This window comes from Allobosea sp. TAF32, from assembly GCF_052113585.1.
In the GTDB taxonomy this organism is placed as follows: domain Bacteria; phylum Pseudomonadota; class Alphaproteobacteria; order Rhizobiales; family Beijerinckiaceae; genus Allobosea.
In genome coordinates, this window is the sequence record NZ_JBFRDM010000008.1 from 1 (window position 1) to 26,011 (window position 26,011).

At 66.9% G+C, this 26,011-nt stretch carries 23 protein-coding genes; 13 read left to right on the forward strand and 10 right to left on the reverse strand.

The annotated features are described in order from the left end of the window. Positions 1-764: chromate transporter (locus AB4Z16_RS17100; protein ID WP_441512567.1), on the forward strand; the 764-nt coding region annotated here is incomplete at its 5' end. A gap of 142 nt (positions 765-906) precedes the next feature. Here the strand turns inward: AB4Z16_RS17100 and AB4Z16_RS17105 are convergent. The 8 genes from AB4Z16_RS17105 to AB4Z16_RS17140 form a co-directional block, all read right to left on the reverse strand. After that, positions 907-1,827, reverse strand: coding sequence for a ribokinase (locus AB4Z16_RS17105; RefSeq protein ID WP_441512568.1), 921 nt, complete (start codon positions 1,825-1,827; stop codon positions 907-909). A gap of 17 nt (positions 1,828-1,844) precedes the next feature. Then, positions 1,845-2,291: a ribose 5-phosphate isomerase B gene (gene rpiB / locus AB4Z16_RS17110; protein ID WP_441512569.1), complete on the reverse strand. Its 447-nt coding sequence runs from the start codon at positions 2,289-2,291 to the stop codon at positions 1,845-1,847. Positions 2,292-2,353: 62 nt separating this feature from the next. Further along, complete coding sequence (locus AB4Z16_RS17115; protein ID WP_441512570.1) at positions 2,354-3,142, reverse strand: transporter substrate-binding domain-containing protein; 789 nt, start codon at positions 3,140-3,142, stop codon at positions 2,354-2,356. A gap of 26 nt (positions 3,143-3,168) precedes the next feature. After that, complete coding sequence (locus tag AB4Z16_RS17120) at positions 3,169-3,939, reverse strand: amino acid ABC transporter ATP-binding protein (RefSeq protein ID WP_441512571.1); 771 nt, start codon at positions 3,937-3,939, stop codon at positions 3,169-3,171. 15 nt (positions 3,940-3,954) lie between these two features. After that, a complete protein-coding gene (locus tag AB4Z16_RS17125; RefSeq protein WP_441513069.1) occupies positions 3,955-4,623 on the reverse strand; it encodes an amino acid ABC transporter permease in 669 nt (222 codons plus the stop codon). 9 nt (positions 4,624-4,632) lie between these two features. Further along, positions 4,633-5,316 carry an amino acid ABC transporter permease gene (locus tag AB4Z16_RS17130; protein WP_441512572.1) on the reverse strand — a complete coding sequence of 228 codons (684 nt, stop codon included), beginning with the start codon at positions 5,314-5,316 and terminating at the stop codon, positions 4,633-4,635. An 8-nt stretch (positions 5,317-5,324) separates the two neighbouring features. Further along, on the reverse strand, positions 5,325-6,218 hold the full coding sequence (locus AB4Z16_RS17135) for an NAD(P)-dependent oxidoreductase (protein WP_441512573.1): 894 nt from the start codon (positions 6,216-6,218) through the stop codon (positions 5,325-5,327). Between the two features lie 41 nt (positions 6,219-6,259). Next, positions 6,260-7,009 carry a FadR/GntR family transcriptional regulator gene (locus AB4Z16_RS17140; protein ID WP_441512574.1) on the reverse strand — a complete coding sequence of 250 codons (750 nt, stop codon included), beginning with the start codon at positions 7,007-7,009 and terminating at the stop codon, positions 6,260-6,262. Positions 7,010-7,669: 660 nt separating this feature from the next. On the opposite strand from AB4Z16_RS17140, the gene AB4Z16_RS17145 reads away from it, so the two are divergent. After that, positions 7,670-8,569 carry a LysR family transcriptional regulator gene (locus AB4Z16_RS17145; protein WP_441512575.1) on the forward strand — a complete coding sequence of 300 codons (900 nt, stop codon included), beginning with the start codon at positions 7,670-7,672 and terminating at the stop codon, positions 8,567-8,569. Between the two features lie 39 nt (positions 8,570-8,608). On the opposite strand, the gene AB4Z16_RS17150 is transcribed toward AB4Z16_RS17145, so the two are convergent. Both AB4Z16_RS17150 and AB4Z16_RS17155 read right to left on the reverse strand, forming a co-directional pair. After that, positions 8,609-9,973 carry an HlyD family type I secretion periplasmic adaptor subunit gene (locus AB4Z16_RS17150; RefSeq protein ID WP_441512576.1) on the reverse strand — a complete coding sequence of 455 codons (1,365 nt, stop codon included), beginning with the start codon at positions 9,971-9,973 and terminating at the stop codon, positions 8,609-8,611. Further along, positions 9,960-11,723: a type I secretion system permease/ATPase gene (locus tag AB4Z16_RS17155; protein ID WP_441512577.1), complete on the reverse strand. Its 1,764-nt coding sequence runs from the start codon at positions 11,721-11,723 to the stop codon at positions 9,960-9,962. Before AB4Z16_RS17155 ends, AB4Z16_RS17150 begins: the two co-directional genes overlap by 14 nt. A gap of 630 nt (positions 11,724-12,353) precedes the next feature. Between AB4Z16_RS17155 and AB4Z16_RS17160 the strand changes: the two genes are divergently transcribed. The 11 genes from AB4Z16_RS17160 (at position 12,354) to AB4Z16_RS17210 (ending at position 26,001) form a co-directional block, all read left to right on the forward strand. After that, positions 12,354-16,076 (forward strand): hypothetical protein, encoded by a 3,723-nt coding sequence (locus tag AB4Z16_RS17160; RefSeq protein WP_441512578.1) that lies wholly within the window; start codon positions 12,354-12,356, stop codon positions 16,074-16,076. A 333-nt stretch (positions 16,077-16,409) separates the two neighbouring features. Continuing rightward, positions 16,410-17,384: a Gfo/Idh/MocA family protein gene (locus tag AB4Z16_RS17165; protein WP_441512579.1), complete on the forward strand. Its 975-nt coding sequence runs from the start codon at positions 16,410-16,412 to the stop codon at positions 17,382-17,384. A gap of 277 nt (positions 17,385-17,661) precedes the next feature. Then, entirely contained in the window at positions 17,662-18,018 is a 357-nt protein-coding gene (locus AB4Z16_RS17170; RefSeq protein ID WP_441513070.1) for a DUF2849 domain-containing protein, read from the forward strand. Positions 18,019-18,021: 3 nt separating this feature from the next. Further along, entirely contained in the window at positions 18,022-19,692 is a 1,671-nt protein-coding gene (locus tag AB4Z16_RS17175; protein WP_441512580.1) for a nitrite/sulfite reductase, read from the forward strand. Further along, the gene (locus AB4Z16_RS17180; protein WP_441512581.1) at positions 19,679-20,203 is read left to right on the forward strand and encodes a DUF934 domain-containing protein; all 525 of its coding nucleotides are present in this window, start codon (positions 19,679-19,681) and stop codon (positions 20,201-20,203) included. The genes AB4Z16_RS17175 and AB4Z16_RS17180 overlap by 14 nt, the downstream gene beginning before the upstream one ends. A gap of 2 nt (positions 20,204-20,205) precedes the next feature. Beyond that, positions 20,206-20,457: a hypothetical protein gene (locus AB4Z16_RS17185; protein WP_441512582.1), complete on the forward strand. Its 252-nt coding sequence runs from the start codon at positions 20,206-20,208 to the stop codon at positions 20,455-20,457. Continuing rightward, the gene (gene cysG, locus AB4Z16_RS17190; RefSeq protein ID WP_441512583.1) at positions 20,454-21,911 is read left to right on the forward strand and encodes a siroheme synthase CysG; all 1,458 of its coding nucleotides are present in this window, start codon (positions 20,454-20,456) and stop codon (positions 21,909-21,911) included. Before AB4Z16_RS17185 ends, cysG begins: the two co-directional genes overlap by 4 nt. Before the next feature lie 194 nt (positions 21,912-22,105). Further along, positions 22,106-23,146, forward strand: coding sequence for a sulfate ABC transporter substrate-binding protein (locus AB4Z16_RS17195; RefSeq protein ID WP_441512584.1), 1,041 nt, complete (start codon positions 22,106-22,108; stop codon positions 23,144-23,146). Between the two features lie 4 nt (positions 23,147-23,150). Then, positions 23,151-24,047 (forward strand): sulfate ABC transporter permease subunit CysT, encoded by an 897-nt coding sequence (gene cysT / locus AB4Z16_RS17200; protein WP_441512585.1) that lies wholly within the window; start codon positions 23,151-23,153, stop codon positions 24,045-24,047. Next, entirely contained in the window at positions 24,040-24,930 is an 891-nt protein-coding gene (gene cysW, locus AB4Z16_RS17205) for a sulfate ABC transporter permease subunit CysW (protein WP_441512586.1), read from the forward strand. The genes cysT and cysW overlap by 8 nt, the downstream gene beginning before the upstream one ends. Before the next feature lie 24 nt (positions 24,931-24,954). Further along, on the forward strand, positions 24,955-26,001 hold the full coding sequence (locus AB4Z16_RS17210; protein WP_441512587.1) for a sulfate/molybdate ABC transporter ATP-binding protein: 1,047 nt from the start codon (positions 24,955-24,957) through the stop codon (positions 25,999-26,001). Positions 26,002-26,011: the final 10 nt, after the last annotated feature.

The following is a 26,011-nucleotide window of genomic DNA, read 5'->3' on the forward strand; positions in this document are numbered from 1 at the left end:
TCTCAGCGCTTGGCGAAGGCATTCCCGCGCATGCCAGGCCGCCGCTGAGCTGGTCGCTGAAGGTCGCCGCCATCGGCTTCTTCCTCTGGTTCGCTCCGGTCATCGCCTTGCTGGCGACGCTCGGCCGAGGCGACGTGTTCACCGAGATTTCCATCTTCTTTTCGAAGATGGCGATGGTGACCTTCGGCGGCGCCTATTCGGTCCTGTCCTATGTCGCCCAGCAGGCGGTCGAGCACTATGGCTGGCTGAAGCCGGGCGAAATGCTGGACGGCCTCGGCATGGCCGAGACCACGCCCGGTCCGCTGATCATGGTCACGCAATTCGTCGGCTTCATGGGCGCCTATCGCGCGCCGGGATCGCTGACCCCGCTGCTGGCCGGCACGCTCGGCGGCTTGCTGACGACCTGGGTGACCTTCGTTCCCTGCTTCCTCTGGATCTTCCTGGGCGCTCCGTTCATGGAAACGATGCGCAACAACAGGGCTCTTTCCGCCGCTCTCGGGGCGATCACGGCCGCCATCGTCGGCGTGATCCTGAACCTGTCGATCTGGTTCTCGTTGCATGTCCTGTTCGCCGAGGTCCGCCAAATCCGCATCTATGGCATGCAGCTCGACGTGCCCGTGCTGAGCACGGTCAACCTCGCCTCGCTGGTGCTGACGCTGGCGGCCGTGATCGCGGTGTTCCGCTTCAAGGTGGGGATGATCAAGGTCATCGCCGCGTGTTCGCTTGCGGGGCTGCTCTACGGAATGTTGCACGGTTTCGCCTGATCGCGATATTGCCCGCTGACGCGACCGAGGACCCGCCGGACGGCATCCGGGGAATGCCAGGAATACGTCCGGTCGTCGGGGCGAGGCTCAAGCGCAAATCCGACTCTTCCGCGACCAGCCCCAGTTGCAGCGGCTGGACGATTCATTGACCGCGGTCCGGGCAAGCCCATCGGAGCGCGCTGCGCAAGGGCATGCCCGCTTGCGCTCCCCGTGCAAGACAGGAGAGGGCCGCGGCGCTGCAGCCAATGTCGAGCGCCTGCTGCAGATCCAGGCCTTCGTCGAGAGCAGCCGCGACCGCGCCGACGAAGGTATCGCCGGCGCCGGTCGTGTCGACCGGCTCGATGCGCGGGGCGGCTGCATGCAGCCTCTCGCCTTCCGGCGTATAGCCATAGGCTCCTTCGGCACCGGCCGTGACGATGCAGCGCGTCGCGGTGCCCGCGATCAGGCCCGCGATCTCGCCGCCCGGATGTCCGAGGGCGGCGGCGATATCGGCGGCCTCGTGCTCGTTGACGATCAGGACATCGCTGGCCGCGAGCAACGCCGCCGCATCCGCCGCCGGGAAACCGTCCGGCACCGGCGCGCAATTCCAGACGACCCGGCCGCCGGACGCCCGGACGCGCCGCGCAAGCACCAGCGACTGCGCGAAGGGCACCTCCATCTGGAGCACGAGCAGCGTATCGGCGCCCAGCAGCGCCTCCGGCACATCGTCCGCACCCGGTTCGAGATTGGCGCCGCTGGCAACGGTGATCGCGTTTTCCGCGCGCGCATCGACCGTGATGAAGGCGCAGCCCGTCGGCTTCGCACCGGTGCGGACCAGATCGACGGCGACGCCGCTGGCAGCGAGGTTGTCGATCGATTCCCGGCCAAAGCCGTCATCACCGACGCAGGCCGCCATGGCGACACGGCCGTGCGCCGCGAGGCGCGCGGCGGCCACGGCCTGATTGGCGCCCTTGCCGCCGAAATGGCGTTCATAGGATGGCGCGAGCACCGTCTTGCCCGGTCCCGGAATGGTCGCGACCCGCGCGACCAAATCGACATTGATCGATCCGAAGACCAGGATCATCGGGTCTTACCCTCGTTTCAGCCTTCGGCGTCCATCTGGTGCAGCTTCTCGACCCGACGGCGGAAATCCTCGTCGGTCGAGAACTCGGCGGACAGATAGGACGAAATCAGGTCGCTGGCGAGCCAGGGGCCTACGATCTTGGCGCCGATGCACATGACGTTGACGTCGTCATGCTCGACGCTCTGATGGGCCGAGTGGATGTCGTGGCAGACGGCGGCCCGAATGCCCTTCATCTTGTTGGCGGCGATCGAGGCGCCGACGCCGGTGCCGCAGACCATGATGCCGCGCTGCGCCTCGCCGGACGTGACCTTGCGGGCGACCTCGCGGGCGATATCGGGGAAATCGACCGGCTTGTCGTCATGGGAGCCGACATCGACGACCTCGTGGCCCAGCGATTTGATGTGGTCGATGACGTGCTGCTTGAGGGACCAGCCGGCATGGTCGGAGCCGATGACGAGACGCATGAGATGTCCTGTTGGTTGGAGCGAAGCGCCGGCGCCCTTCTCGGACGCCGGCGAGGAATGGATCAGCCGCGCATGTTCGCGGGCAGTTCGGTGCCGTGGAACTTCTTGTAGATCGCGTTGAGCTTGCCGTTCTTGAGGTTCTGCTCGACCCAGGCGTCGAGCTTCTCCAGAAGCTTCGGCTCGCCCTTCTTCACGCCGATGGCGAGATCGAAATTGGTGATCGAGACCTTGGGCTCGAAGGGCCGCGCCGGCGCCTTGACGCCGATCTGCGAGACGATCGTCGCCGAGGTGGCGACACAGTCGGCCTGGCCGGAGATGGCGGCTGTGACCATCGTCGCATCGTCCTCGAAGCGGGCGAGCTTGAGGTCGCGCTCCTTCATGTTGGTCAGCGTCGTGTCCTGCGTCGTGCCGCGCGAGACAGCGATCGTCTTGCCCTTCAGATCGTCCCAGCTCTTCACCTCGAGCGACTTCAGGCAGCCCACCACCGACTGCAAGGCCGCATAGGGTTTGGAGAAGTCGATGACCTTGGCTCGCTCGGGCGTCACAGACAGCGTCGAGATGATGATGTCGGCCTTGTTGGTCTGGACGTTGGGGATGCGGGTCGCACCGGTCGTCTGCACGAATTCGAGCTGCAGGCCCCAATCCTTGGCGAGCAGCTCGGCGGTCTCGACATCCGAGCCCGTCGGCTTCATGGCGCCGTCGATCATGCCGGATGGCGGGATCGCGAGGTCAGTCGCGATGCGGATCTTGCCTGCCTTCATGACGTCGTCGAGCATGTCGGCGCGCGCGGCCTGGCCGGCACAGGCGAGCGCCGTCGTGCAGAGCAAGGCAATCGTGAGAAAGCGTTTCATCCTCGGTTTTCCTTCCCTTTTGGTCGTTAGAGCCCGGTTCCGACGAACTGGGCGAGTTCCGGCGTGGCCGGTCCGGAAAGGATCGAGGCGCTTCCGGCCTCGTGAACCCTTCCGGCATGCATGAACACCACCTGATCGGCGATGCCCCGTGCGAACCCCATCTCATGGGTGACCATGACCATGGTCATGCCATCCGCGGCGAGCTGTTCGATGACCTTGAGCACCTCGCCGGTCAGCTCCGGATCGAGCGCGGAGGTGACCTCGTCGAACAGCATCACCTTGGGCTGCATGGCGAGCGAGCGCGCGATCGCCGCGCGCTGCTGTTGTCCGCCGGAAAGCTGCTCGGGATAGGCGTCGAGCTTCTCGGACAAGCCCACCTTCGCCAGCATCGCTTTGGCGAGCTCGCGGGCCTCGGCCTTCCTCATACCCTTCACCGAAACCGGCGCGAGCGTGATGTTCTGCTCGATGGTGAGATGCGGAAAGAGGTTGTAGCTCTGGAAGACGATGCCGACATCCTGCCTCAGCGCCCTGAGGTCGATATCGGCCGCGTCGACGCGGTGGTCGCAGACGCGGATCTCGCCTGAATCGATCTTCTCGAAGCGGTCGATGCAGCGCAGCGCCGTGCTCTTGCCGGAGCCGGAGCGGCCGATCAGAACCAGCACTTCGCCCCGTTCGACGGTGAAGCTAACCCCGTCCAGTACCTTGAGCGCGCCGAAGCTCTTATGGACCTTGTCGAGGGCGACGATGGGGCGATCGACGATGATGCGTTCGGCGATGAGAAGTCGTTCCTGGCTCATGGCTTTCAAATCTCGTCAGGCCGGCATCAGCTTCGCGCGGCCGACGCCCATGCGGCGTTCGAGACGCCGGCTGAGGAGCGAGATCGGGAAGCAGAGCGCGAAATAGATCAGGGCGATGATCGCGTAGATCAGGAAGGGTTCGAACAGCGAGTTGTTGATGATCTGGCCGGAGCGGGCGAGCTCGACGAAGCCGACGACCGAGGCCAGCGAGGTGTTCTTGATGATCTGCACCATGAAGCCGACGGTCGGCGGCGTCGCGATCCGCATGGCCTGGGGCAGAATGACCTTGAGCATCCGCTGGGTGCGGCTCAGGCCCAACCCCTCGGCCGCCTCCCATTGCGGGCGCGGCACCGCCTGGATACAGCCGCGCCAGATCTCGCCGAAATAGGCGCCGACATAGATGGTCAGCGAGGCGCCGGCGGCCCAGAGCGGCGTGATCCGGAAGCCGAGCGCCGAAAGCCCGAAATAACCGAGGAACATGATCACCAGCAGCGGCGTGCCCTGGATGAGCTGGACATAGGCGCCGCTGAACAGACGGACGGCCTTGCTCGGCGAGACCCGGGCGAGCGCGATCAGGAAGCCGACGAGGCCGCCGCCGACCAACGCGATCGCCGACAGCCCGATCGTCCAGAGCGCGCCCTGGCCGAGGAAGAGGAGGTGGTTCGCGTTGAGGGAGCCGCCCATCATCGACCTCTAGAGCGACGTGCCGAGGCGCCGGCGGCGCGGGAAGAGCACGAGCCCCAGCGCCCAGAAGGCGGCGCGCAGGACAAGCGAGAGCGCGATGTAGCCCAGCGCCACGAGGATATAGGTCTCGAAGGCGCGATAGGTGTCGGACTGGACGTAGTTGGCGACGGCCGTCAGTTCCTCGGCCGAAATCTGCGAGGTGACCGAGGAAGCCAGCATCAGCAGCACGAACTGGCTGGTCAGCGACGGATAGACCTTCTCGATCGCCGGCAGCAGGATGACGTGCCAGTAGATCTGGAAGCGTGACAGCGCGAGCCCTTCGGCAGCCTCGATCTGGCCGGGCGGGATCGCCTCGAAGCCGGCCCGCATGATCTCGGCCGTATAGGCGCCGACATTGATGGCGAGCGCCGCCGCCGCGACGGAGAAGGCCGAGAATTTGAAGCCGATGCTGGCGAGGCCGAAATAGACCAGGAAGATCTGGACCAGCAGCGGCGTGTTGCGGATCGTCTCGACATAACCGGCGCAGAGCCCGGCGATGAAGCGGTTGCTGCTGCCGCGGCCGATGGCGCAGAACGTGCCGATCGCGCCGCCGGTCAGGATCGCGATGAAGGCGAGCTTCAGCGTCATCGCCGCGCCGTCGAGGAAGAGCGGCCAGCGCTCCAGAACGACGGAGAAGTCGAGGTTGAGAGCCATCGCCGCCGTCAGGCCCGGTTCGTCATGCGGTCATAGACCTTGAACAACGCCTGGTTGCCGTTGCCGCCCTCGCCATGGGCGCGCGCCTCGATGTACTGGCTGGTGACCAGCGCGGTGCCAGGCAGCGGCACGCTGAGCGCCTGCGCCTGCTCCTGCACGAGGCGCAGATCCTTCAGCATCAGGTCGATGCGGAAGCCCGCCCCGGCATCGCCCGCGATCATCGCGGGGCCGAGCTTGTCGAGCATCCAGGACGCGGCCGAGCCGCCGAGCAGCACGGTGCGCATCTGCTCCAGATCGACGCCGGAGGCACGGCCGAGCGCGATCGCCTCGCAGACCGCCTGGATGTTGATGCCGCAGATCAACTGGTTGCAGAGCTTGACCGCCTGGCCGGCGCCGGGCGCGCCGACATGGGTGATGGTCGTGCCCATGGCCCGGAAGAACGGCTCGGCCCTGGTGAAGGCCTCAGCCTCGCCGCCGGCCATGATGGTGAGCGACGCGTTCTTGGCGCCGAGTGGACCGCCCGAAACCGGCGCGTCGATGAAATCGGCGCCGGCAGCCTTGAGATCAGCATGCATTCGGCGGACAGCCACCGGCGATATTGTGCTCATATCAACGATCAGGCGCCCGCGCGGCGGCGAAGCCAGGAGCCCCCCTTCGCCATAGATGACGTCCTCGACCTGGGGCGTGTCGGGAAGCATGGTAATCGCGATATCGGCGGCGGCTGCCGCATCGGCCGGGCTCTTCGCCGGCTTCGCGCCCTCCGCCACTAACATGGCGACCGCATCGCCGATGATGTCGAAAACGGTCACCGGGTGCCCCGCCTTCATGAGGTTGCGCGCCATCTCGCGCCCCATTGTGCCGAGGCCGATGAAGCCGACGCTGCCTTTTTCGTTCCCTGCCATGCTCTGTTCTCTCGGCATCTTCTCTGGTGAATGCGGAGCCTTCAGGCTCCCTGCGCGCTTAGCGTCTCCGGCCTGTCGCCCTCGCCGGTAACGGCGCGGCGCCGGTATTCGTCGCCGATTGCGAAATGGCGCCGCAGCGTCACCTCGGCGCGGTCGGGATCGCGCCCGACGATGGTGTCGAAGACGCGCTTGTGGTCGTCGATCAGGTAACTCTTCATCGAGCTAAAGCGCTGGACGAGCTCGCGGCGGCTGCGATGCGAGCGCGCGAGCAGCGTCGACATGGATTCATGGAGCACAGCGAGCGTCGGCGACCGCGACGCCAGCACGATGGCGCGATGGAACTCGAAATCGGCAGCGCCGCCCGCATCGGCATCGTCGATCGTCTCGCCGATCCGGACCAGCGCGCGCTGCAGCCGCTCGAAATCGGCGATCGTGGCGCGCTCGCAGGCCAGCCGCACGGCCTGGCACTCGATCGCGATGCGCGCCTCCATCACGTCGTCGATGAGGTCGGCCTGCTGGGCTAGGGCCAGCGTGAAGAAGTCCTTCAGCATCGAGGCATCCGGCCGCTTCACGATGGTACCGACGCGCTCGCGGATCTCGACGATGCCGAGCATGTGCAGCGCTCGCAGCGCCTCGCGCACGATCGGCCGGCTCACGCCGAGCTGCGTGGCCAGTTCGCGTTCGGCCATGAGCCGTTCGCCCTGCTTCAGCGTGCCGTCGAGCAGCCGCTCCCGCAGATAGGCGAAGACGCGCTCGAACCCCGACGCGCTGTCGGCATCTTGAGCATCCATCCCTGAAACCATTCTTCTTCTTTCTGGTAAGACCAGTACGATGACCAGAAAGAAACGTCAATTGGGGGCGCAATAGCGAAAGGCGGCGCCCGCGGGTGTCCTCCCTGGTGCGTGTTTCTCACTCAGACGAACCGGAGATCGTGCCCGGGAGAGGCTCGCGGGCTCGGTGCCGTAGAGATAGCGCATGTTGCCGGCGTCGAACTGAGAACAGCGTCGGCGCTGATCCGCTGGCCGCGCTCCTCCCCGCCGCGCAACGCGGATAACGCCGGCCGAAAGCACCCGCGCATCGGCGCTTGAACCGGACGCGAGGATGCCGATGCCCCTCCTGAAGCCGACAGCCATGACCAAGGTGCGGCCGACACCTCAGGTCACGCCGCTGCTGCTGGCGCTCTCCGCGATGCATGTGTCGTACGAACACAGCCGATAATGGCAGCGCCGGCGCGAAAATAACGATACCACGAACCGGCAACCTACTTTAGATTTGCCAGCACACTATATTTCGGCTCATCGATTATTCCATTTTATTCTTTAGATTTCTGGAATATGCGTCACATTCGTGCAGCATCGCGCCGATAGGACGTCCGCGCGCATCGCTTTTGTTTCCGGAAGCCGCGATCGCGCGCCTGGAGCCCCCGGGCCCCTTCCGGCACGTTGAAAGCCATGGCATCGGTCACTCAGCTTCGCGCATTCCACTTCGTCGCGACGGCGGGCGGCTATTCGCAGGCCGCGCGGGAAATGGCGGTCAGCCAATCCACCTTGTCCGGTCAGGTGCGGCAGCTGGAGGCGATCTCCGGCGTCGTATTGTTCGAGCGCGGGCCGCGCGGCGCCACGCTGACGGCCGATGGCGAGGCGCTCTATGAAGTCACGTCTCGCCTGTTTTCGGCCTTCACGGAGGCCGGGCGAATGCTCAAGAGCCGCAAGGCCGACGGCGGACGCCTGCGTCTGGCCTCGGACGGCACCGTCCACTTGCTGCCGATCCTGGGTGCGCTACGTCGGCGCCGGCCCAAGCTCGTCTTCTCGATTCAGCTTCACAACTCCGACGGCGTGATCGAGCAGATCACGCAATACCGCGCCGATGTCGGCGTCACCGGGCAGATGCCGACGGATAGCCGCTTCCATGTTCGGCCGCTGGCCACGATGAAGCTCGGAGTGTTCCTGCCGAAGAGCCATTCCTGGGCTCAGCGGGAATCGGTTTCCATCAGGGATCTGCAGGGTCTCCCCTTCGTGCTGCGGGAGCGTGGCTCGCGTACGCGCGAGGTCTTCGAGCAGAATCTGGTTGCCTGCGGCGTCACGCTCGGCGACCTCATCGAGGTGTCGACGCGAGACGGCGTGCGCGAAACGGTCGCCGCCGGCTTCGGCATGGGCGCGATCGCCGATCTCGAATTCGGCTTCGACACGCGGCTGCATTTCCTGCCGCTGCGCGACCCGTGCATCGCGATCAACGAATACGTCGTCTGCCTCGAAGAGCGCCGGCGCGCTCCGATGATCGCCGAGTTCTTCCGCTGCGCTGGCGACGCGTTCGAACAGCCATCAGGACGGTTGAGTCCCGAGGCCGCCTGACGACCGCGCCAACGCGGGCGCGGTGCGTCTCCGCGGACCTCAATCGTAGCGGAAGGCCCGCGCGAGCTGATCCTCGATCGGCTTGACGATATAGGCGAGCGCAGTGCGCGAACCGGTCTGAATAAAGGTCTCCACCGGCATGCCGGGCAGCAGGCTCTTGCCGCCGAGGCGGTCGATCTCCGGGCGATCGAGCGCGACGCGCGCCGTATAGAACGACACGCCGGATTGCTGGTCCGTGCTCGCATCGGCCGAGACATGGATCAGCCGCCCCTTGAGGTCCGGCGTGGTGGCGCTGTCGAAGGCCGGAAAGCGCAGCATCGCCGCCTGCCCTATCCGCAGCCGATCGATCAATGCCGGCTCGACCCGCGCCTCGACGATCAGGCCGTCGGCCTCCGGCACGATCAGCATGACCTGTTCGGCTGGGCCGATGACGCCGCCGATCGTGTGCACGGTCTGCTGATGGACGACACCATCTTGCGGCGCGCGCATCTCGATCCGCTCGAGCTGATCGCGCGCGGCGACCCGGCGCTCCGACAGATCGGCGATCTTGCCGTCGACATCGCGCAGTTCGGTCGTGACCTCGCGGCGCAGATCCTCGTCGATCTGGACGATCTGCAATTCGATCTCGGCAATGCGGCCTTTGACCCGTGCCGTGTCGGAGGTGAGGCTGCCCCGCTCGCCGATGAGGCGCGAGGCTTCACGCTGAAGCGAGGTCAGGCGCGAGAGCGCGACGAGGTTCTGGTCGTACAGCTTCTGCACGCCCTCGAGTTCCTGCTCGATCAGCATGGCCTGCGCCCGCCGGGCTTCGATCTGGGACGACAAGCCCTTGATTTCCTCATGCGACTGCGCGATCCGCTCGCGCAGCTGGGAGCGCTGGACATCGGCCGCGGCGCGGCGGGTGCGGAAAAGCCTCAGCTCGCCAGCGACCGCCCGGATCACGCCCGGATCGCCCGCCCTGTCACGCAACTCCTGAACCAGCACCAAATCGGAGTGGCCCTCGCGCTCGGCCTCCAGCCGCGCCTTGCGCGCCTGGAAACGGATGAGTTCGATCTCGATCAGCGCGAGGCTCGCCCTGGCATTGGTTTCGTCCAGCCGCACCAGCACGTCGCCGGCCTTGACGCGGTCGCCATCCTTGACCCGGATCTCCGCGACGACGCCTCCGGATGGGTGCTGCACGCGCCGGACATTGCTCTCGACGACGACCTTGCCCGAGGCGATCACTGCGCCCGAAAGCGGCGCGGTCGCCGCCCACAGCCCGACAGTGCCCAGCAGCACGGCGATGGTCGCGACCCCGAACAACGTCGCACGCCGGATGTCGCGGCGAGGATCGGCACGGCGCCCCTCGGCGCCGGCCATGCTCGAAGACGGCTGCCCGCCGGACCTGTTCTCGTTAACCGCGCGCATCGGCCGCCACTGCAATTCGGGGATGGGGCGGGTTCGGCCCGGCCGAGCCCGGTTTCGCCGCAAGGCTCTTGCGCAGCACCTCCTCCTTCGGCCCGAAGGCCTGCACCTGGCCGTCTGCCAGGATCAGGACGAGGTCGATGCCCGCCAGCGCCGAGGGGCGATGAGCTATGACGACCACGATGCCTCCGCGGGCGCGCACGCCGGCGATCGCGGCCGTGAGGGCGGCATCGCCATCCGCATCGAGGCTGGCATTGGGCTCGTCGAGCACGACGAGGAAGGGATCGCGATACAGCGCGCGAGCAAGCGCGATGCGTTGCCGCTGACCGCCGGACAGGACGCCGCCGGCCTCGCCGATCGGTGTCTCGAAACCTTTCGGTAGTCCGAGGATGAGGTCATAGGCGCCGGCGGCCCTGGCCGCGCTGCGGACGGCCTCTTCCGTCATCGCCGGGTCGAAGCGGGCGATATTCTCCGCAATGGTCCCCGCGAAGAGCTGCACATCCTGCGGCACATAGCCGATGATCGCGCCGCGCTCCTCCTCCGGCCACTGGTCGAGCGTCGCGCCGTCGAGGCGCAAGGATCCGCGCAGCACCGGCCAGACGCCGACCAGCGCCCGCGCGAGCGTGGACTTTCCGGAGGCGGACGGGCCGATCACGGCCAACCCCTGTCCCGCCTGCAGCGTGAGACCGATCTCCTTGACGGTCGGTGTCGGGCTGCCGGGAGGCGCTACAAAGACCTGCTCCAGCGTGACCCGCTGCGTCGGACGCTCGGGCGAGACCGTGAGCGCCACAGGCGCCTCGCCGAGCGCCGAATGAAGCCGACGCCAGGCCTGGCGCGCACCGATGAAGGGTCGCCAGCTGCCGATCGCGAGCTCGATCGGCGCCAGCGCACGGCTGCTCAGCACCGAGGAGGCGATCATCACGCCGGACGAGGCCTGATCGTGCATCACCAGCCAGGCGCCGACGCCGAGCATGGCGGATTGCAGCATGTAGCGAATGACCTTCGAGATGCCGCCGAGCCCACTCGTGATATCGGAAGCCCTGAGGCTGGCCGCGACGTGCCGGTCATTGGTCCGCTCGAACAGCCGGCCGATCCGCCCGTTCATCCCCAGCGCCGTCACTGCCTCCGCATTGCGGCGCGCGGCCTCGATCAGGGCGGCGCGCTCCCCGGACGAGCGGGCGACGTCGGCGCTCGGCCGCCGCGACAGCACTTCGGTCAGAAGCGCGAGCACGACCAGGATCGCCGCGCCGGCCACCAGCGTCCAGCCGAGATAGGCATGCAGCACGAAGCACAGCGCGCCGTAGAGCGGGATCCAGGGCAGATCGAACAGCGTGGTCGGCCCCAGCCCGGACAGAAAGCCACGGACGCTGTCGAGATCGCGCGACAGCTGGCTGCCGCCCGGAGCGCCCCGCAGCTGTCCGCCAAGGATGGCGCCGAGCACCGGTCCGCCGAGCTGACGGTCTAGCTCGACACCGACACGGCTCAGAATGCGCTGGCGCAGCCAGTCGAACACACCGAGCAGGATGTAGAGCGCAGCGACGATCAGTGAGAGGGCAACAAGCGTCGGCACGCTGCGCGAAGGCAGCACCCGGTCATAGACCTGCAACATGTAGAGCGAGCCCGTCAGCATCAGCACGTTGACGAGGGCGGAAAACAACGCCACCGCGAGGAAAGCGGAACGGCACGAGGCCAAAGCCTCGCTGGCAGCATTCTTGGATGATTTTGGGAGCAACGGCGAGTTTCCCTGACGCAAAGCAACCGGAAGAGCCGCTTGCGGGCAGAATCCGCCGCAGCCCCCGAAACCGTATGTCGGCGAGCCCGCCTGCCCACCAACCGAGCCTGCGCTCGACGATCGGCCGCAGCGATAGGAGGACGAGATGACAGCTCGGTGAAACCACCGGGGCGGCAGGCCATCGAAAATGCCCATACCCCCTATCGAGGAATTGGATTCGCGCGCCCCCCCGCCCTGCCTTAGCCTGAGATCCGGACATGGGCTTCGCGGCCCATCATGAACGGCGATCGGTTATCGATGCCCCTTGTTCTCCGCCACACGGAGAGCCGATTCTGGATGTCTTCGATCGTTTTCGAAGACCGATATTTCAATCTCCAGAATAAAGATTCCGATGATCTACGTCTGAAACTCGGACATTGCTGAGATCGACGAAATTCACTTCGTGTGTGCGGCGCCAGAATAAGCCGAAATAGCACTTTATTAAATTGCTTTAGTCGGCAAAATATCAAAAATTATTTCACTATTGATCGGATTGTTAAACAATCGTCATCCTTACCAATTCATTAACGCGCCTCAGCTCGCCGGATGCGGGCTGTCCCCTGCTGGCGGCGGACGGGGCTCACGATGCATTGGCTAAAGGATTTGCAAACCATGACGCGCCCCGTCGGTTCGATCAGCTTCGTCGGCTATAGCCCCGACGCCGGAAACGGCATTGTCTTCAAGGTCATCGAACCCGTCCTCGCGGGCAGCGTGATCGCCATTCCCTATGACATTTCCGATATGTCGGGCGCCGAAAAGGGCGCGAGCTGGAACTGGACGGTCGATCGCGACCTTCCGGTCGGGGCGACGGTCACGATCAGCGGTCTCGGCTCCGAGGCGGTTTCGGTTCAGCTCGGGACGGAAACGGATGTCGATGTCACCGGCAGCATCAAGGGTGCCCGCATCGCCCAGGGCAGCTCGACGGATCCGAGCCTATTGGGATCATCCGTCACGCCAGCCGGTTTCATCAGCCCCTCGATCGACCTCGATGTCGCAGCCGGCGGCACGGCGCCGACACGCTCGGCCGGTCCGGTCGATACGGCCCCGTCCGGCGGCGGGCAAGGAGCGCGCAAGTTCACGACATCGAGCCTGCCCCTTGCCACGCAGCAGGACGTTCCGGCTGCGGCAGCGTCGGGCAATGCCGAGGCCCCGGCCGTCGCCGCGTCCGCATTCAGCGACGGCAATGACACCCTGACAAATGACGACGTGCTGTTCAACGGCGTCTCGATGCTCGGCGGCGATGACACCCTGGTCAATTCCGGCACCATCATCAGCCAGGACGGCATTGTCGTCGATATGGGCGATGGCAACGACGAAGTCAGGCTCCTCGCGGGTTCGAAGCTCTACGGCGAAATCCGTCTCGGCGCCGGGAACGACAAGCTGACGGCGAGCGACCTTGAGGACGATCTTGTCGTCGATGCCGGGGCGGGTGACGACATCGTGCTGGCGGGCGCGGGCGACGATCTCATCCGCGGCGGCGCGGGCGACGATCAGCTCGACGGCGGCGCGGGCGACGACGTTCTCCAGGGTGGCGATGGCAACGATCGCCTGATCGGCGGAGCGGGCGATGACTTTCTGTTCGGCGGTGCTGGCGACGACAGGCTCATCGGCGGCGAAGGCAATGATCTGCTTGACGGCGGCGACGGCATCGACACCGCCGACTATGCGGCCGACACCACCGGCGTCACCGTCGATCTCGCCGCGGGCAAGGCCAATGGCGAAGGCATCGGCCGCGACACGCTGACCGGCATCGAGAATGTCATCGGGGGCGCCGGCAACGACGTTCTGATCGGCAACGACCTGGCCAATATCCTCGACGGCGGCGCCGGCAATGACCGCATCGTCGCCGGTGCAGGCGACACGGTGCTCGGCGGCGCCGGTGACGACGTCATCGAGGTCAAGGCCGGTGCAGGCGCAGCCGCCAGCATCGACGGCGGCACGGGCCGCGACACCGTAAAGCTGCTCGGAACGGGCACTGGCTCCCTAGCCGCCCCCACGGGCGTCGAGCGTCTGGAGGTCCAGAGCGGTGGCTGGTCGGTCGCCGGTAGCGCCGGCTACGACGAGATCGCCATCCGCAACGGAGGCACCGTCACCTCCGGCCTCGTTATCGACAAGGACGACAAGGTCGACATCGATGCGGGCGGCAAGCTCACGGTTTCGAGCAATGCGGTGACCTGGGCCGGCGGCGGCAATGCCGTGCTCACCAATGCAGGCCTGATCGAAGTCGGAGCGACCAGCCGTCTGCTCCAGACCACCGCCGGCGCGACCGGTTCGCTCACTATCGACAACCAGGCGATGGGCGTCCTGCGCGGCGCGCTCAACCCGAGCCAGGCCGGTGCGGCGACAGCCCGCATCGTTATCAACAATGCCGGTCTGGTCGAGGCCGATGGCCGCGTGCTCGACTTCCGCAGCTTCGACAACAACGGCGCCAGCGCCACGATCAACAACCTCGCCGGCGGCACCATCCGCCAGTACGGCACCAACACCGATGTAATCCGCCCCGGCCAGAACGGCACGGTCAACAACTGGGGCACGATCATCACCGGCCAGGGCTTCGCTGCCGACGGCGACCTGATCGATTTCCAGAGCGATGCGGGCGGCAAGGTCAACAACTACGCCGGCGGCCTGCTCGAGGGCGCCAAGCACGCGATCACCGGCGACCGCGGCGTCGCCGTCGTGAATGACGGCACCATCATCGGCCGCAACGGCTCGGCGGTTAACATCGACAGCAACGGCTCGGAAGCCGACCTCGTCAGCATCACCAACCGCGGTACCATGCAGGGCCGGTCGGCCGGCCTCGCCGACAGCGACGGCGACGCGATCGACGTCGACGGCCTGCTCTTCCTCAACAACACCGGTACGGTCGAGGGCCTCGGCGCCAACGGATATCATGATGGCGAGCCGAACGTTTCCGAAGGCATCGCCATCGGCGGCGGCACCATCATCAACGACAGCACCGGCAAGATCTACGGCTATGGCCGGGCCATCCAGGTCGACAACTCCAGCAACCAGAATGCGCTCGGCGCCACGCTCGTCGTCAATCGCGGCCTGATCCAGGGCGATGGCCACGGGCCGGAGAACGTCGCGCCGGCAGACGCCGCCCGCTTCGATCTGCGCGGCAACGAGGCGATCAATCTGGTCGGCAACTATGCCGACGAGATCATCAACACCAGCACCGGCCGCATCATCGGCGGCGTCTCGATGGGCGGCGGCAACGACAAGCTCGGCAATTCCGGCCTGATCCAGGCGACCGGAGGCTCGGCGATCGACATGGGTGCGGGCGACGACCACCTGAATCTCTTTGTCGGCGCCTCGGTCATCGGCAAGATCCTGCTCGGCGAAGGCAATGACCTCGTCACCGCCACCTCCTGGAGCGACTTCGACATCGACGGCGAGGAAGGCGACGACCAGGTCTATCTTGGCGACGGCAACGACAGCGTCCATGGCGGCATCGGCAACGACGTCATCTATGCCGGCGGCGGCAATGATTTCATCGATGGCGGCGAGGGCGATGACGCGCTCTACGGCGAGGCCGGCAACGACACGATCCATGGCGGCGCGGGCAACGACATCATCAACGGCGGCGCCGGTGACGACATCATCGACGCCGGCACGGGCGATGACGTGATTAAGGCCGGCCCCGGCAACGACACCATCGACGGCGGCGACGGCTACGATACGCTCGACCTCTCGGCCGCGAGTGGCGCGCTCTATGTCGACATGGCCTCCGGTCGCATCGCCGGCGCCGGCATCGGCGCCCAGTCCTTCGTCAACATCGAGAACCTGTCCTTCGGTGACGGCGACAATGTCGTCACCGGCGGCAATGGCGACGACAGCTTCGACGGCGGCGCGGGCAACGACACGCTCAACGGCGGCGCGGGCGACGACAACCTGCTCGGCGGCCTCGGCAATGACGCACTGAAGGGCGGCTCCGGGGACGACCTTCTCGACGGCGGCACGGGTGACGACAACCTCTCCGGCGGCTCGGGCGACGACATCCTGCTTGGCGGCCTCGGCAACGATGCGCTGAGCGGCGGTTCAGGCGACGATCGTCTCGAAGGCGGCGCCGGCGACGACACCCTGACCGGCGGGTCGGGCAACGACGTCTTCGTGTTCACGCCCGGCTTCGGTCGTGACACCGTCACCGATTTCGCTGGCGGGCATGAGGACGTCGTCGCGTTTGCGAGCGCCCTCTTCGCCGATTTTGATGCTGCCATGGCCCACGCCGCACAGGTGGGCTCGGACGTGGTGTTCACGGTCGACGCCGACACTTCGCTCACCCTGGCGGACGCGCAGCTCGGTTCGCTGCGCGCCGACGATTTCCGCTTCGTCTGAGCGGGCATCTCCCCAGGAGAAGCAAGAGACTGCGCAAGGGCTCCTGAAGGAGCCCTTGTTGCTAGAGCCTCCATAATGAACGTGCGGCAGAAGCGGAACGCCGCCGTCGCGCAAAGCTCGGCGCACTGACGGTCGCGAAACCTTCATCCTCAACCGTGCTGCCCCCCCTTGGGTCCGGTTCGCGCTGGCCTCATGAGACTCTCGCTCACGGCGCGGATACGAGCCGTCTCGACGCCGGCCGGGACCGCGCTGAAACGGCTTCCGCCCGACCGTCCCGGCATGCGATGCAGGGAGCAGCGTTTCTGCCCTTCACTGCCTGCCCGAGATTCCACCATGTCCCAGACTCCTATCTCCTTCGGCCTGATCGGCGCCGGCATCATGGGCGAGCGCATGCTGCGCGCGGCGCTCGACCAGCCGGCGACGGCGCTCAGCGTCTCCGGCATCTGGGATCCTTCGGCCGAAGCCATGGAGCGCATTGGTACGGCGCTGCCCGCAGTGCCACGCCAGCCGGACGCCGCCGCCCTTATCGCCGCAAGCGACTGCGTCTACATCGCCTCGCCGCCCTCCTCCCATCTCGCCCATGCCCGCGCAGCGCTCGCCGCCGGCAAGGCGGTGTTCTGCGAGAAGCCGCTGGCGGTCGACCTCGCCGATGCGCGCGCCTTCGTCACCGAAGCCGGCGATCGCGGCGCCGTGAACTTTCCCTTCGCCTCCTCGCCCGCCGTGGCACGGCTGCGGGACTGGATAGGCTCCGGCGCGGTCGGCACGCCCCAGCGCGTCTCGATCGAGGTCGCCTTCGCGACCTGGCCGCGCTCCTGGCAGGTCGATGCGGCCGGCTGGCTGGACGGGCCGGCGCAGGGCGGCTTCACACGCGAGGTCGTCTCGCATTTCCTGTTCCTGACCCGCCGTATCGCCGGCCCCTTCACCGGCCTCGCCGCCAAGGCCAGCTTCCCCGAAGCCGGCAAGAGCGAGCGCAGTATCGAGGCGACGCTGACGGCGGGCGCCCTGCCCGTCACCCTGACCGGCAGCGTCGGCACCACCGCCAAGGACGACCACAACGTCTGGACGTTCGAGGGCGATAAGGGCGCGGTGCGGCTCTGCGACTGGTCGCATGCCGAGCGCCGCCGTCCAGATGGCAGCTGGGAGCGCGACCCGGAGGCACTCTCCCAGAACGAGGCGCGTCCGCTGGCACTGCGCCGCCAGCTCGAGGGCGTGGCGAAGCTGACGCGGGGCGAGTCGCACCACCTTGCTACGCTGCGCGAAGCGTTCGATGTGCAGGAAATCGTCGAAACGATCCTGAAGAGCGCCTGACGCATCCATCTGGCCGTGGCGGCGCCCCCGGGCTCAACCGGGCGCCGCCACAACTGGCACAAATTTGCGCTGAGAGGGCCCGAAATGCGCCTTGCGAGATGATTTTACTCCCTACCCCTGAGAATACAGAAAAACACCCTATCGGATGTGAATTGAGCTATCGCCCGCTCGTAGCGTAAAATCGCTGTTCGAAAGACCGAACAGGAATGGGTATTGCTGTGGCGATTTTGAACGTCATCGATCGGCGGGGCCTCAGCGACAAGCGGAAGGCCGCGTGATGGCCACTGCCTCGAAACGCGTCCCCCTGCCCGCGATCCTGCTCGCCAACGACCTGCTCGACGGCGATGTCGTCTTCGCGACCGCCAATGATGCCGGCACCCTCGCCTGGACGCGCGATCCGGCGCCCGCCCTTGTCGCCAATGATGACGCGGCCGCCGAGCGGCTCGAAGCCTTCGCCACCACCGAGCTGCGTGGCAACAAGGTCGTCGACGCCTATCTCGTCGATGTGACCATCGAGGCTGGCGGCCCGGTTCCGCGCCATTTCCGCGAGCGCTTCAAGACGCTCGGCCCCAGCAACCGTCCCGATCTCGGCAAGCAGGCCGGTGAAGGCATCGCCTCCGCGCCGAAGGGCTGATCCATGTATCGCTACGACGAATTCGACGAGCGTTTCGTCCGGGAGAGGGTGGCGCAGTTCACCGATCAGGTCGCGCGCCGGCTCGACGGCTCCCTCACCGAGGATGAGTTCAAGCCGCTGCGGCTCAAGAACGGCGTCTATCTCCAGCTCCACGCCTATATGCTGCGGATCGCCGTGCCCTATGGCACGCTGAATTCCCGGCAGCTTCGCCAGCTCGCCCTGATCGGCGAGCGCTACGACCGCGGCTATGGCCATTTCACCACACGCCAGAACCTGCAGTTCAACTGGCCGAAACTGCGCGATATCCCCGCCATCCTCGGCCTGCTCGCCGATGTCGAGATGCATTGCATCCAGACCTCCGGCAACTGCATCCGCAACGTCACCGCCGACCACTTCGCCGGCGTCGCGCAGGACGAGATCGAGGATCCGCGCCCGACGGCCGAGCTGATCCGGCAATGGTCCTCGGCCCATCCCGAGTTCAGCTACCTGCCGCGCAAGTTCAAGATCGCGGTGACAGGCGCCGAGCACGATCGTGCCGTGATCAAGGCTCACGATATCGGGCTGCGCCTGCGCCGCCACCCCGACACGCATGAGACCTGCTACGAGATCAGCGTCGGCGGCGGGCTCGGCCGCACGCCGATGATCGGCAAGGTCGTGCGCGACTACCTGCCGAAGAAGGACCTGCTAGCCTATCTCGAGGCGATCATGCGGGTCTATAATCTCGAGGGCCGGCGCGACAACAAGTACAAGGCGCGCGTCAAGATCCTCGTCCACGAGATCGGCGCCGAGGAATTCACTCGCCGCGTCGAGGCCGAATTTGCTCTGCTCGACGGCCCCTCGATCAATGCCGACGCGGAAGAGGTCGCGCGCATCGCCGCCTATTTCGCACCGCCGCGCTATGAGGTGCTGCCGGCCGTCAACAACACGCTGGAGGCGGCTAAGGCCGCGAACCCGGCCTTCGCCCGCTGGGTCGAGGTCAACACCCACGAGCACAAGGCGCCCGGATACACCGCGTTGACGATCTCGCTGAAGCCGCTCGGCCAGGCCCCAGGCGATGCGAGCAGCGACCAGATGCGCCTCGTCGCCGATCTGGCCGAGCACTATTCCTTCGACGAGCTGCGCGTCACCCATGCGCAGAACCTCGTGCTGCCGCATGTGCGCCAGCGTGACCTTCCCGCAATTTGGCAGCGACTCGGAGAAGCGGGGCTGGCCGAGGCCAATATCGGCCTCGTCACCGATATCATCTCCTGCCCCGGCCTCGATTACTGCGCATTGGCGACGGCACGCTCGATCCCGATCGCCCAAGCGATCCAGCAGCGTTTCGCCGATGAAGCGCGCCAGCGCGAGATCGGGCCGCTCGGCATCAAGATCTCCGGCTGCATCAACGCCTGCGGCCACCACCATGTCGGCCATATCGGCATTCTCGGCTTGGAGAAGCGGGGCATCGAATCCTACCAGATCACGCTCGGCGGCGACGCCACCGAGAATGCCGCGATCGGCGAGATCCTCGGTCCCGGCCTTGCCGCCGAGGAGGTCCCGGATGCGATCGAGCGGATCGTCGCCGTCTATCTGGCCGAGCGGAGCGAGGGCGAAAGCTTCATCGACAATGTCCGCCGTATCGGCCTTGGGCCATTCAAGGCCGCGTTTCAGGAGACCGCCCGTGCCGCTGCTTGACCAGGACGGAGACGCCGAGGAGCGCTGGACCCGCAGCGAGGGCGCCGCGATCGGCAATATCCCCGCCGCGCTGGTGCCGTGGGAGGCTCTGGCGGAGGCGCTTGAGGCGCAGGCTCCCGATCAGCAGATCGGCGTGATTCTGCCCAACTCCGTGCCTTTCGCCTCACTCGCGCCGTTCCTGCCGCGGCTCGCGCTCGTCGCTATCGCCTTCCCCTCCTATTCGGACGGGCGCGGCTTCAGCCTCGCGCGCCAGATCCGGCGCTCCGGCTTCTACCGTGAGATCCGCGCCACCGGCCCGCTGATCGCCGACCAGTTCGCCTACGCCCTCTCCTGCGGCTTCGACACGATCGAGCTGCCGGAGGCGAGCGCCGCCCGCCAGCCGGCCCCGCAATGGCTGCATGCGCGGGAATCGTTCAGCACCACCTATCAGCGCGGCTATGGCGAGAGCGCGCGCAACATCCTCGACCGGCGCCGGGCGGCGAGAGGCACGGCCCCCACCGCAGCGGAGTGAGCATGACGATCTCGACAGCCATGCACAGCCACGTCGAGGGCCCCGGCGCCGTCAGAGATGGCGGCGAAGACAGCCTGAACGCCGAGTTCGAGGCCATGCTTCCGCGCGAGCCCGCGAGCGAGGCACGCGGGCGCTGGTTCGATCTTTGCTTTCGCCTTATCATCCTGGCACTGGCCGCGTTGTGGCTGCTGACTCCACCGGCGGGCGGCGAGCACAGTGCGGCAGATGAGAAGGCCGTAGCGACCACGCAATGACCGAGAGACAGCCCGAAACGACCGCAGCGCGCATCGAGCCGCTGGCGACGCTGCCGCTCTTCCACAAGCTGGACGGACGCAAGGTTGTGCTCGCCGGCGGCTCCGAGGCCGCGCTGTGGAAGGCAGAGCTGCTGGCGGCCACCGGGGCGGAGCTTCATGTCTTCGCCGACGGCGAGGCTGGGCTGTTCGCGGGACTTTCGCAAGGCGAATCCGGCGGTCGCATGCATGTCCACGATCGGGGCTGGCAGGCCGGCGACCTCACTGACGCGTCCATCGCCGTGGCCGACCTCGACGATGCCGAGGAGGTCCATGCCTTCGTCGCCGCCGCCCGGCAGGCAGGCGCCCCGGTCAACATCGTCGACAAGCCGGAATACTGCGATTTCGCCTTCGGCGCGTTGGTCAACCGTTCGCCGTTGATCGTCGCCGTGTCCACGGATGGCGCAGCGCCGGTCTTCGGCCAGGCGATCCGCACAAAGATCGAGGCGCTGCTGCCGGCCGGGCTGAAGAATTGGGCGCAGGCCGCGGCCGATTGGCGCCCGTCGGTCCAGTCCCGCGATCTGCCCTTCGCGCTGCGGCGCGCCTTCTGGGAACTCTTCGCCAGCAGGGCGATGGCCGAGCCCGAGCGCGCTCCCGGCCCGCAGGACAAGGCGGAGCTCTTCGCGCGTCTCGTCCAGATCGAGGCCGCGCATGACGGCAAGGGCCGTGTGACGCTGGTCGGCGCCGGCCCGGGTGACCCGGAGCTGCTTACCTTGAAGGCGATCCGCGCCCTGCAGAGCGCCGACATCATCCTCTATGACGATCTCGTCTCCCCGGGCGTGCTCGAGTTGGCGCGCCGCGAGGCCAAGCGCATGCTCGTCGGCAAGACCGGCTACGGCCCCTCGGTCAAGCAGGGCGACATCAACGCGCTGATCGTCTCGCTGGCGTCGCAGGGAAAGCATGTCGTGCGGCTGAAGGGCGGCGACCCCGGCATCTTCGGCCGCGCCGGCGAGGAGATCGAGGCTTGCCAGACCGCCGGCATTCCCGTCGCGATCGTACCCGGCATCTCGGCCGCGCAAGGCGCGGCCGCGTCGCTTGGTGTCTCGCTGACCCATCGCGACCATGCGCGACGCCTGCAATTCGTCACCGGCCATTCGCGCAAGGGCGAGTTGCCTGATGATCTCGACTGGCGCGCGATGGCCGACCCGGCGGCCTCGACCGTGATCTACATGGCGCGCGCCACCCTGCCCGGTTTCCGCGAGCATGCCATCGCTGCCGGCCTCAATCCGGAAACGCCGGCCGTCGCCGTGCTCTCCGCCACGCGCCCCGACGAAATCCGCGTCGCCGCCACCATTGCGACCCTGCCGGAACGGCTAGGCGAACTGCCGGCAAGCGGGCCGGTCCTCGTCTTGCTCGGCCACGCCTTCGGCCCGGCTCTGGCAGACGCGAATCCGGCGCAGGACCGCCGCCGTGCCTGACGGCGGCCCGGCCTCGCCGCCAAGGCGGAACGCCACCGCCAGAGAAGCGTTTTCTCCTCCGGCGGCCAAGTTTGGAAAGCGCCGATTGCGCCAGGCCATTGAGAAAAGACCGGCAATTCAGTACGTTTCGTTTGTTTTTTAGAACGGACCGAGGTTTGAACCGAGCCTCGCCGTGAATGCAACGGAGCCCTGACATGACGCGACCCGTGTTTCGCCGCCTTTTCCGGGCCGGGCTCGTTCTGGGAGCTTTCACGCTCTGCTTCGGCGTCGTTGCCGGAGCCCGCGCCCAGACCGAGCTCCTGAACGTTTCCTACGACCCCACCCGCGAGCTGTATCGCGACATCAACGCGGCCTTCATCGCCGAGTGGAACGCGAAGAACCCCGACAAGAAGATCAGCACGATCCGCCAGTCGCATGGCGGCTCCGGCGCACAGGCCCGCACCGTCATCGACGGGCTCGATGCCGATGTCGTGACGCTGGCGCTCGCCGGCGACATCGACGCCATCGCCGAGCGCTCCAAGAAGCTGCCGCTCGACTGGCAGACGCGCCTGCCGCACAACTCCTCGCCCTACACCTCGACGATCGTCTTCCTCGTCCGCAAGGGCAATCCGAAGGCGATCAAGGACTGGGGCGATCTGGTGAAGCCGGGCGTGCAGATCATCACGCCGAACCCGAAGACCTCGGGCGGGGCGCGCTGGAACTATCTCGCCGCCTGGGCCTATGCGGAGAAGGCCTTCAACAAGGACGAGGCGAAGGTGCGCGACTATATCGCCAAGCTCCTCGCCAATGTCCCGGTGCTCGACACCGGCGCGCGCGGCGCGACCACGACCTTCACCCAGCGCGGCATCGGCGACGTCTTCCTGTCCTGGGAGAACGAAGCTTTCCTCGCCCTCAAGGAGTTCGGTGCCGACAAGTTCGACATCGTGGTGCCGAGCCTCTCGATCCTCGCGGAGCCGCCGGTCGCGCTGGTCGACGCCAATGTCGACGCCAAGAAGACCCGCGCGCAGGCGCAGGCCTATCTCGAATTCCTCTACACGCCGAAGGCGCAGGCGATCATCGCCAGGAACTTCTATCGCCCGCGCAATCCGGAGGCCGCCGACGGCAAGGACGTCGCCAATTTCCCGAAAATCGAGCTGGTGACCATCGATGGCGCCTTCGGCGGATGGAAAAAGGCGCAGCCGACCCATTTCGGCGATGGCGGCACCTTCGACCAGCTCTACAAGCCGGCACGCTGACGCCATGGCCGCGGCGACGACGACCTTCCGCTGGCGCGAGCCCAGCATCCTGCCCGGCTTCGGGCTGGCGCTCGGCGTCACCGTCACGGCGTTGTCGCTGATCGTGCTGATCCCGCTGGCGGCGCTCTTCCTGAAGGCCGCCAGCGCCGGCCCCGCCGACATCTGGGCGGTCGCGACCTCCCCGCGGACCCTGGCGGCGCTCAAGCTCTCCTTCACGGCGGCGCTGTTCGCGGCGCTGGTCAACGCCGTGTTCGGCCTGATCCTCGCCTGGGTGCTGGTGCGCTACGAATTTCCGGGCCGGCGCCTGATCGATGCCGCGGTCGACCTGCCCTTCGCCCTGCCGACCGCGGTGGCCGGCATCTCGCTGGCGGCCATCTATGCGCCGAACGGCTGGGTCGGGTCGCTGCTGGCGCCGCTGGCCTTCCGGGTCGCCATCCCCTTCACCGATCTCTCCTTCGGCTTCGATGGCAAGGTCGCCTATACGCCGCTCGGCGTGATGGTGGCGCTGATCTTCATCGGCCTGCCCTTCGTGGTGCGCACCGTGCAACCGGTGCTGGAAGAGCTGCAGAGCGATGTCGAGGAGGCCGCGGCGCTGCTCGGCGCCAGCCGCTTCCTGACGATCTTCCGGGTGATCCTGCCGCAGGTCGCGCCGGCGCTGCTGACCGGCTTCGTGCTCTCCTTCGCCCGGGCCGTCGGCGAATACGGCTCGGTGATCTTCATCGCCGGCAACGTGCCGATGGTCTCTGAAATCGCGCCGCTCCTGATCGTGATCCGGCTCGAGCAGTTCGACTACGCCGGCGCGGCAGTGGTGGCGACGACGATGCTGCTGATCTCCTTCGCCTTGATCCTCATAGGCAACCTGATCCAGGCCCGCGCCCGCAGGAGGTTCGGCGATGTCTGACGCCACCCTGACCCCGGCCGTCGCGGCGCAGGCGCCGCGCAGCCCCGGCCGCGCGCGCGGCGAGAGCCTCGGCGTGCAGATCGCACTGATCGCGATCTCGCTCGCCTTCCTGCTGCTCTTCCTGCTGCTGCCGCTCGTCACCGTCTTCATCGAGGCCGGCGCCAAGGGCTGGGAAGCCTATCGCGCCGCGATCACCGAGCCCGATGCGCTTTCGGCGATCCGGCTGACCCTGCTTGTTGCGGCGATAGCTGTGCCGTTCAACGTCGTGGTCGGCATCGCGGCGGCCTGGGCCATCGCCAAATTCGAGTTCCGCGGCAAGAATCTGCTGATCAGCCTGATCGACCTGCCCTTCTCGGTCTCGCCCGTGATCTCCGGCCTCGTCTTCGTGCTGCTGTTCGGCGCGCAGGGCTATTTCGGGCCGTGGCTGCAGGCCCACGACATCAAGATCGTCTTCGCGCTGCCCGGCCTGATCCTGGCGACGGTCTTCGTCACCTTCCCCTTCGTGGCGCGCGAGCTGATCCCGCATATGCAATCGCTCGGTTCGGCCGATGAGGAGGCGGCGTTGACGCTCGGCGCCTCCCCGTGGCGCGTGTTCTTCGCGGTGACGCTGCCGAACGTGAAGTGGAGCCTGTTCTACGGCGTCCTGCTCTGCAACGCCCGTGCGATGGGCGAATTCGGCGCGGTCGCCGTCGTCTCGGGCAAGATCCGGGGCATGACCAATACCATGCCGCTGCACATCGAAATCCTCTACAATGAGTATATGGGAGCCGCCGCCTTTGCGGTGGCCTCGCTGCTGGCGGGGCTGGCCCTCGTCACCCTCGTGCTCAAGACCCTGCTGGAATGGCGCTACGGCGATGCGATCGCCGCCAGCCGCCGCCACTGACCCCGCGAACGAAGGAGCTGGGCCATGTCGGTCGCCGTCACCATCGAGACCATCGAGAAGCGCTTCGAGAACTTCCCGGCGCTACGCGGCGTCTCGCTCGATATCCAGCCGGGAGAGCTCGTCGCGCTGCTCGGCCCGTCCGGATCGGGCAAGACCACGCTGCTGCGCCTGATCGCCGGGCTGGAGCAGGCCGATCGCGGCCGCGTCCTCTTCGGCGAGACGGATACGCGCGATCTGTCCCTGCGCGACCGCCGCATCGGCTTCGTCTTCCAGCAATATGCGCTGTTCAAGACGATGAACGTCGCCGAGAACATCGCCTTCGGGTTGAAGTCCCGGCCGCGCCACGAGCGCCCGAGCAACGATGAAATTCGCAGGCGGGTCAGTGTCTTGCTGGAACTCGTTCAGTTACCGGGCCTGGAAAAGCGCTATCCGAGCCAGCTTTCCGGCGGCCAGCGCCAGCGCGTGGCGCTGGCGCGTGCGCTCGCCATCGAGCCGCGGGTGCTGCTGCTCGACGAACCCTTCGGCGCTCTCGACGCCAAGGTACGCAAGGACCTGCGCGCCTGGCTGCGGGAGCTGCATGGCCGCACCGGCCACACCACCGTCTTCGTGACGCATGATCAGGAGGAAGCGCTGGAGCTCGCCGACCGGGTCGCCATCCTCAATGACGGGCGCATCGAGCAGGTCGGCTCGGCCGACGACGTCTACGACCACCCGGCGACGCCCTTCATCTGCGAATTCCTCGGCGAGGTGAACAAGCTGCCGGTCAAGGTCGTCGGCAGCCAGGCCTTCTTCGGCGACCGGCCGGTGCTGGGTGGGCTGACGCAGAACCAGGGTGGCCCCGCCTCGCTCTATGTCCGGCCGCAGCATCTGCGTATCGTCGACGAGACGCCGCTGGCGCTGCCCGGCGTGGTCGAGCATCTGCGCCGCAACGGGCCGCTGCGCCGGGCTGAGGTGGCGATCGAGGGGCTGAAGAAGCGCCTCGATGTCGACCTCGCCAGCCAGGTCGCGCCGGCGATCGGCGAGCGGGTCCGCCTGCGCATCACGCACGGCAACCTGTTCGCCGCCGCCTGACCAGGCATTT

Coding starts and splice junctions, on each gene's coding strand:
- AB4Z16_RS17120 (WP_441512571.1), bottom strand. CDS start 3,939: ATGAGCCAGGAACGACTTCTCATCGCCGAACGCATCATCGTCGATCGC.
- AB4Z16_RS17125 (WP_441513069.1), bottom strand. CDS start 4,623: ATGGGCGGCTCCCTCAACGCGAACCACCTCCTCTTCCTCGGCCAGGGC.
- AB4Z16_RS17145 (WP_441512575.1), top strand. CDS start 7,670: ATGGCATCGGTCACTCAGCTTCGCGCATTCCACTTCGTCGCGACGGCG.
- cysW (WP_441512586.1), top strand. CDS start 24,040: ATGTCTGACGCCACCCTGACCCCGGCCGTCGCGGCGCAGGCGCCGCGC.
- AB4Z16_RS17140 (WP_441512574.1), bottom strand. CDS start 7,009: ATGGATGCTCAAGATGCCGACAGCGCGTCGGGGTTCGAGCGCGTCTTC.
- AB4Z16_RS17175 (WP_441512580.1), top strand. CDS start 18,022: ATGTATCGCTACGACGAATTCGACGAGCGTTTCGTCCGGGAGAGGGTG.
- AB4Z16_RS17105 (WP_441512568.1), bottom strand. CDS start 1,827: ATGATCCTGGTCTTCGGATCGATCAATGTCGATTTGGTCGCGCGGGTC.
- AB4Z16_RS17170 (WP_441513070.1), top strand. CDS start 17,662: ATGGCCACTGCCTCGAAACGCGTCCCCCTGCCCGCGATCCTGCTCGCC.
- AB4Z16_RS17150 (WP_441512576.1), bottom strand. CDS start 9,973: ATGCGCGCGGTTAACGAGAACAGGTCCGGCGGGCAGCCGTCTTCGAGC.
- AB4Z16_RS17130 (WP_441512572.1), bottom strand. CDS start 5,316: ATGGCTCTCAACCTCGACTTCTCCGTCGTTCTGGAGCGCTGGCCGCTC.
- rpiB (WP_441512569.1), bottom strand. CDS start 2,291: ATGCGTCTCGTCATCGGCTCCGACCATGCCGGCTGGTCCCTCAAGCAG.
- AB4Z16_RS17210 (WP_441512587.1), top strand. CDS start 24,955: ATGTCGGTCGCCGTCACCATCGAGACCATCGAGAAGCGCTTCGAGAAC.
- AB4Z16_RS17115 (WP_441512570.1), bottom strand. CDS start 3,142: ATGAAACGCTTTCTCACGATTGCCTTGCTCTGCACGACGGCGCTCGCC.
- AB4Z16_RS17185 (WP_441512582.1), top strand. CDS start 20,206: ATGACGATCTCGACAGCCATGCACAGCCACGTCGAGGGCCCCGGCGCC.
- cysT (WP_441512585.1), top strand. CDS start 23,151: ATGGCCGCGGCGACGACGACCTTCCGCTGGCGCGAGCCCAGCATCCTG.
- AB4Z16_RS17135 (WP_441512573.1), bottom strand. CDS start 6,218: ATGGCAGGGAACGAAAAAGGCAGCGTCGGCTTCATCGGCCTCGGCACA.
- cysG (WP_441512583.1), top strand. CDS start 20,454: ATGACCGAGAGACAGCCCGAAACGACCGCAGCGCGCATCGAGCCGCTG.
- AB4Z16_RS17160 (WP_441512578.1), top strand. CDS start 12,354: ATGACGCGCCCCGTCGGTTCGATCAGCTTCGTCGGCTATAGCCCCGAC.
- AB4Z16_RS17165 (WP_441512579.1), top strand. CDS start 16,410: ATGTCCCAGACTCCTATCTCCTTCGGCCTGATCGGCGCCGGCATCATG.
- AB4Z16_RS17195 (WP_441512584.1), top strand. CDS start 22,106: ATGACGCGACCCGTGTTTCGCCGCCTTTTCCGGGCCGGGCTCGTTCTG.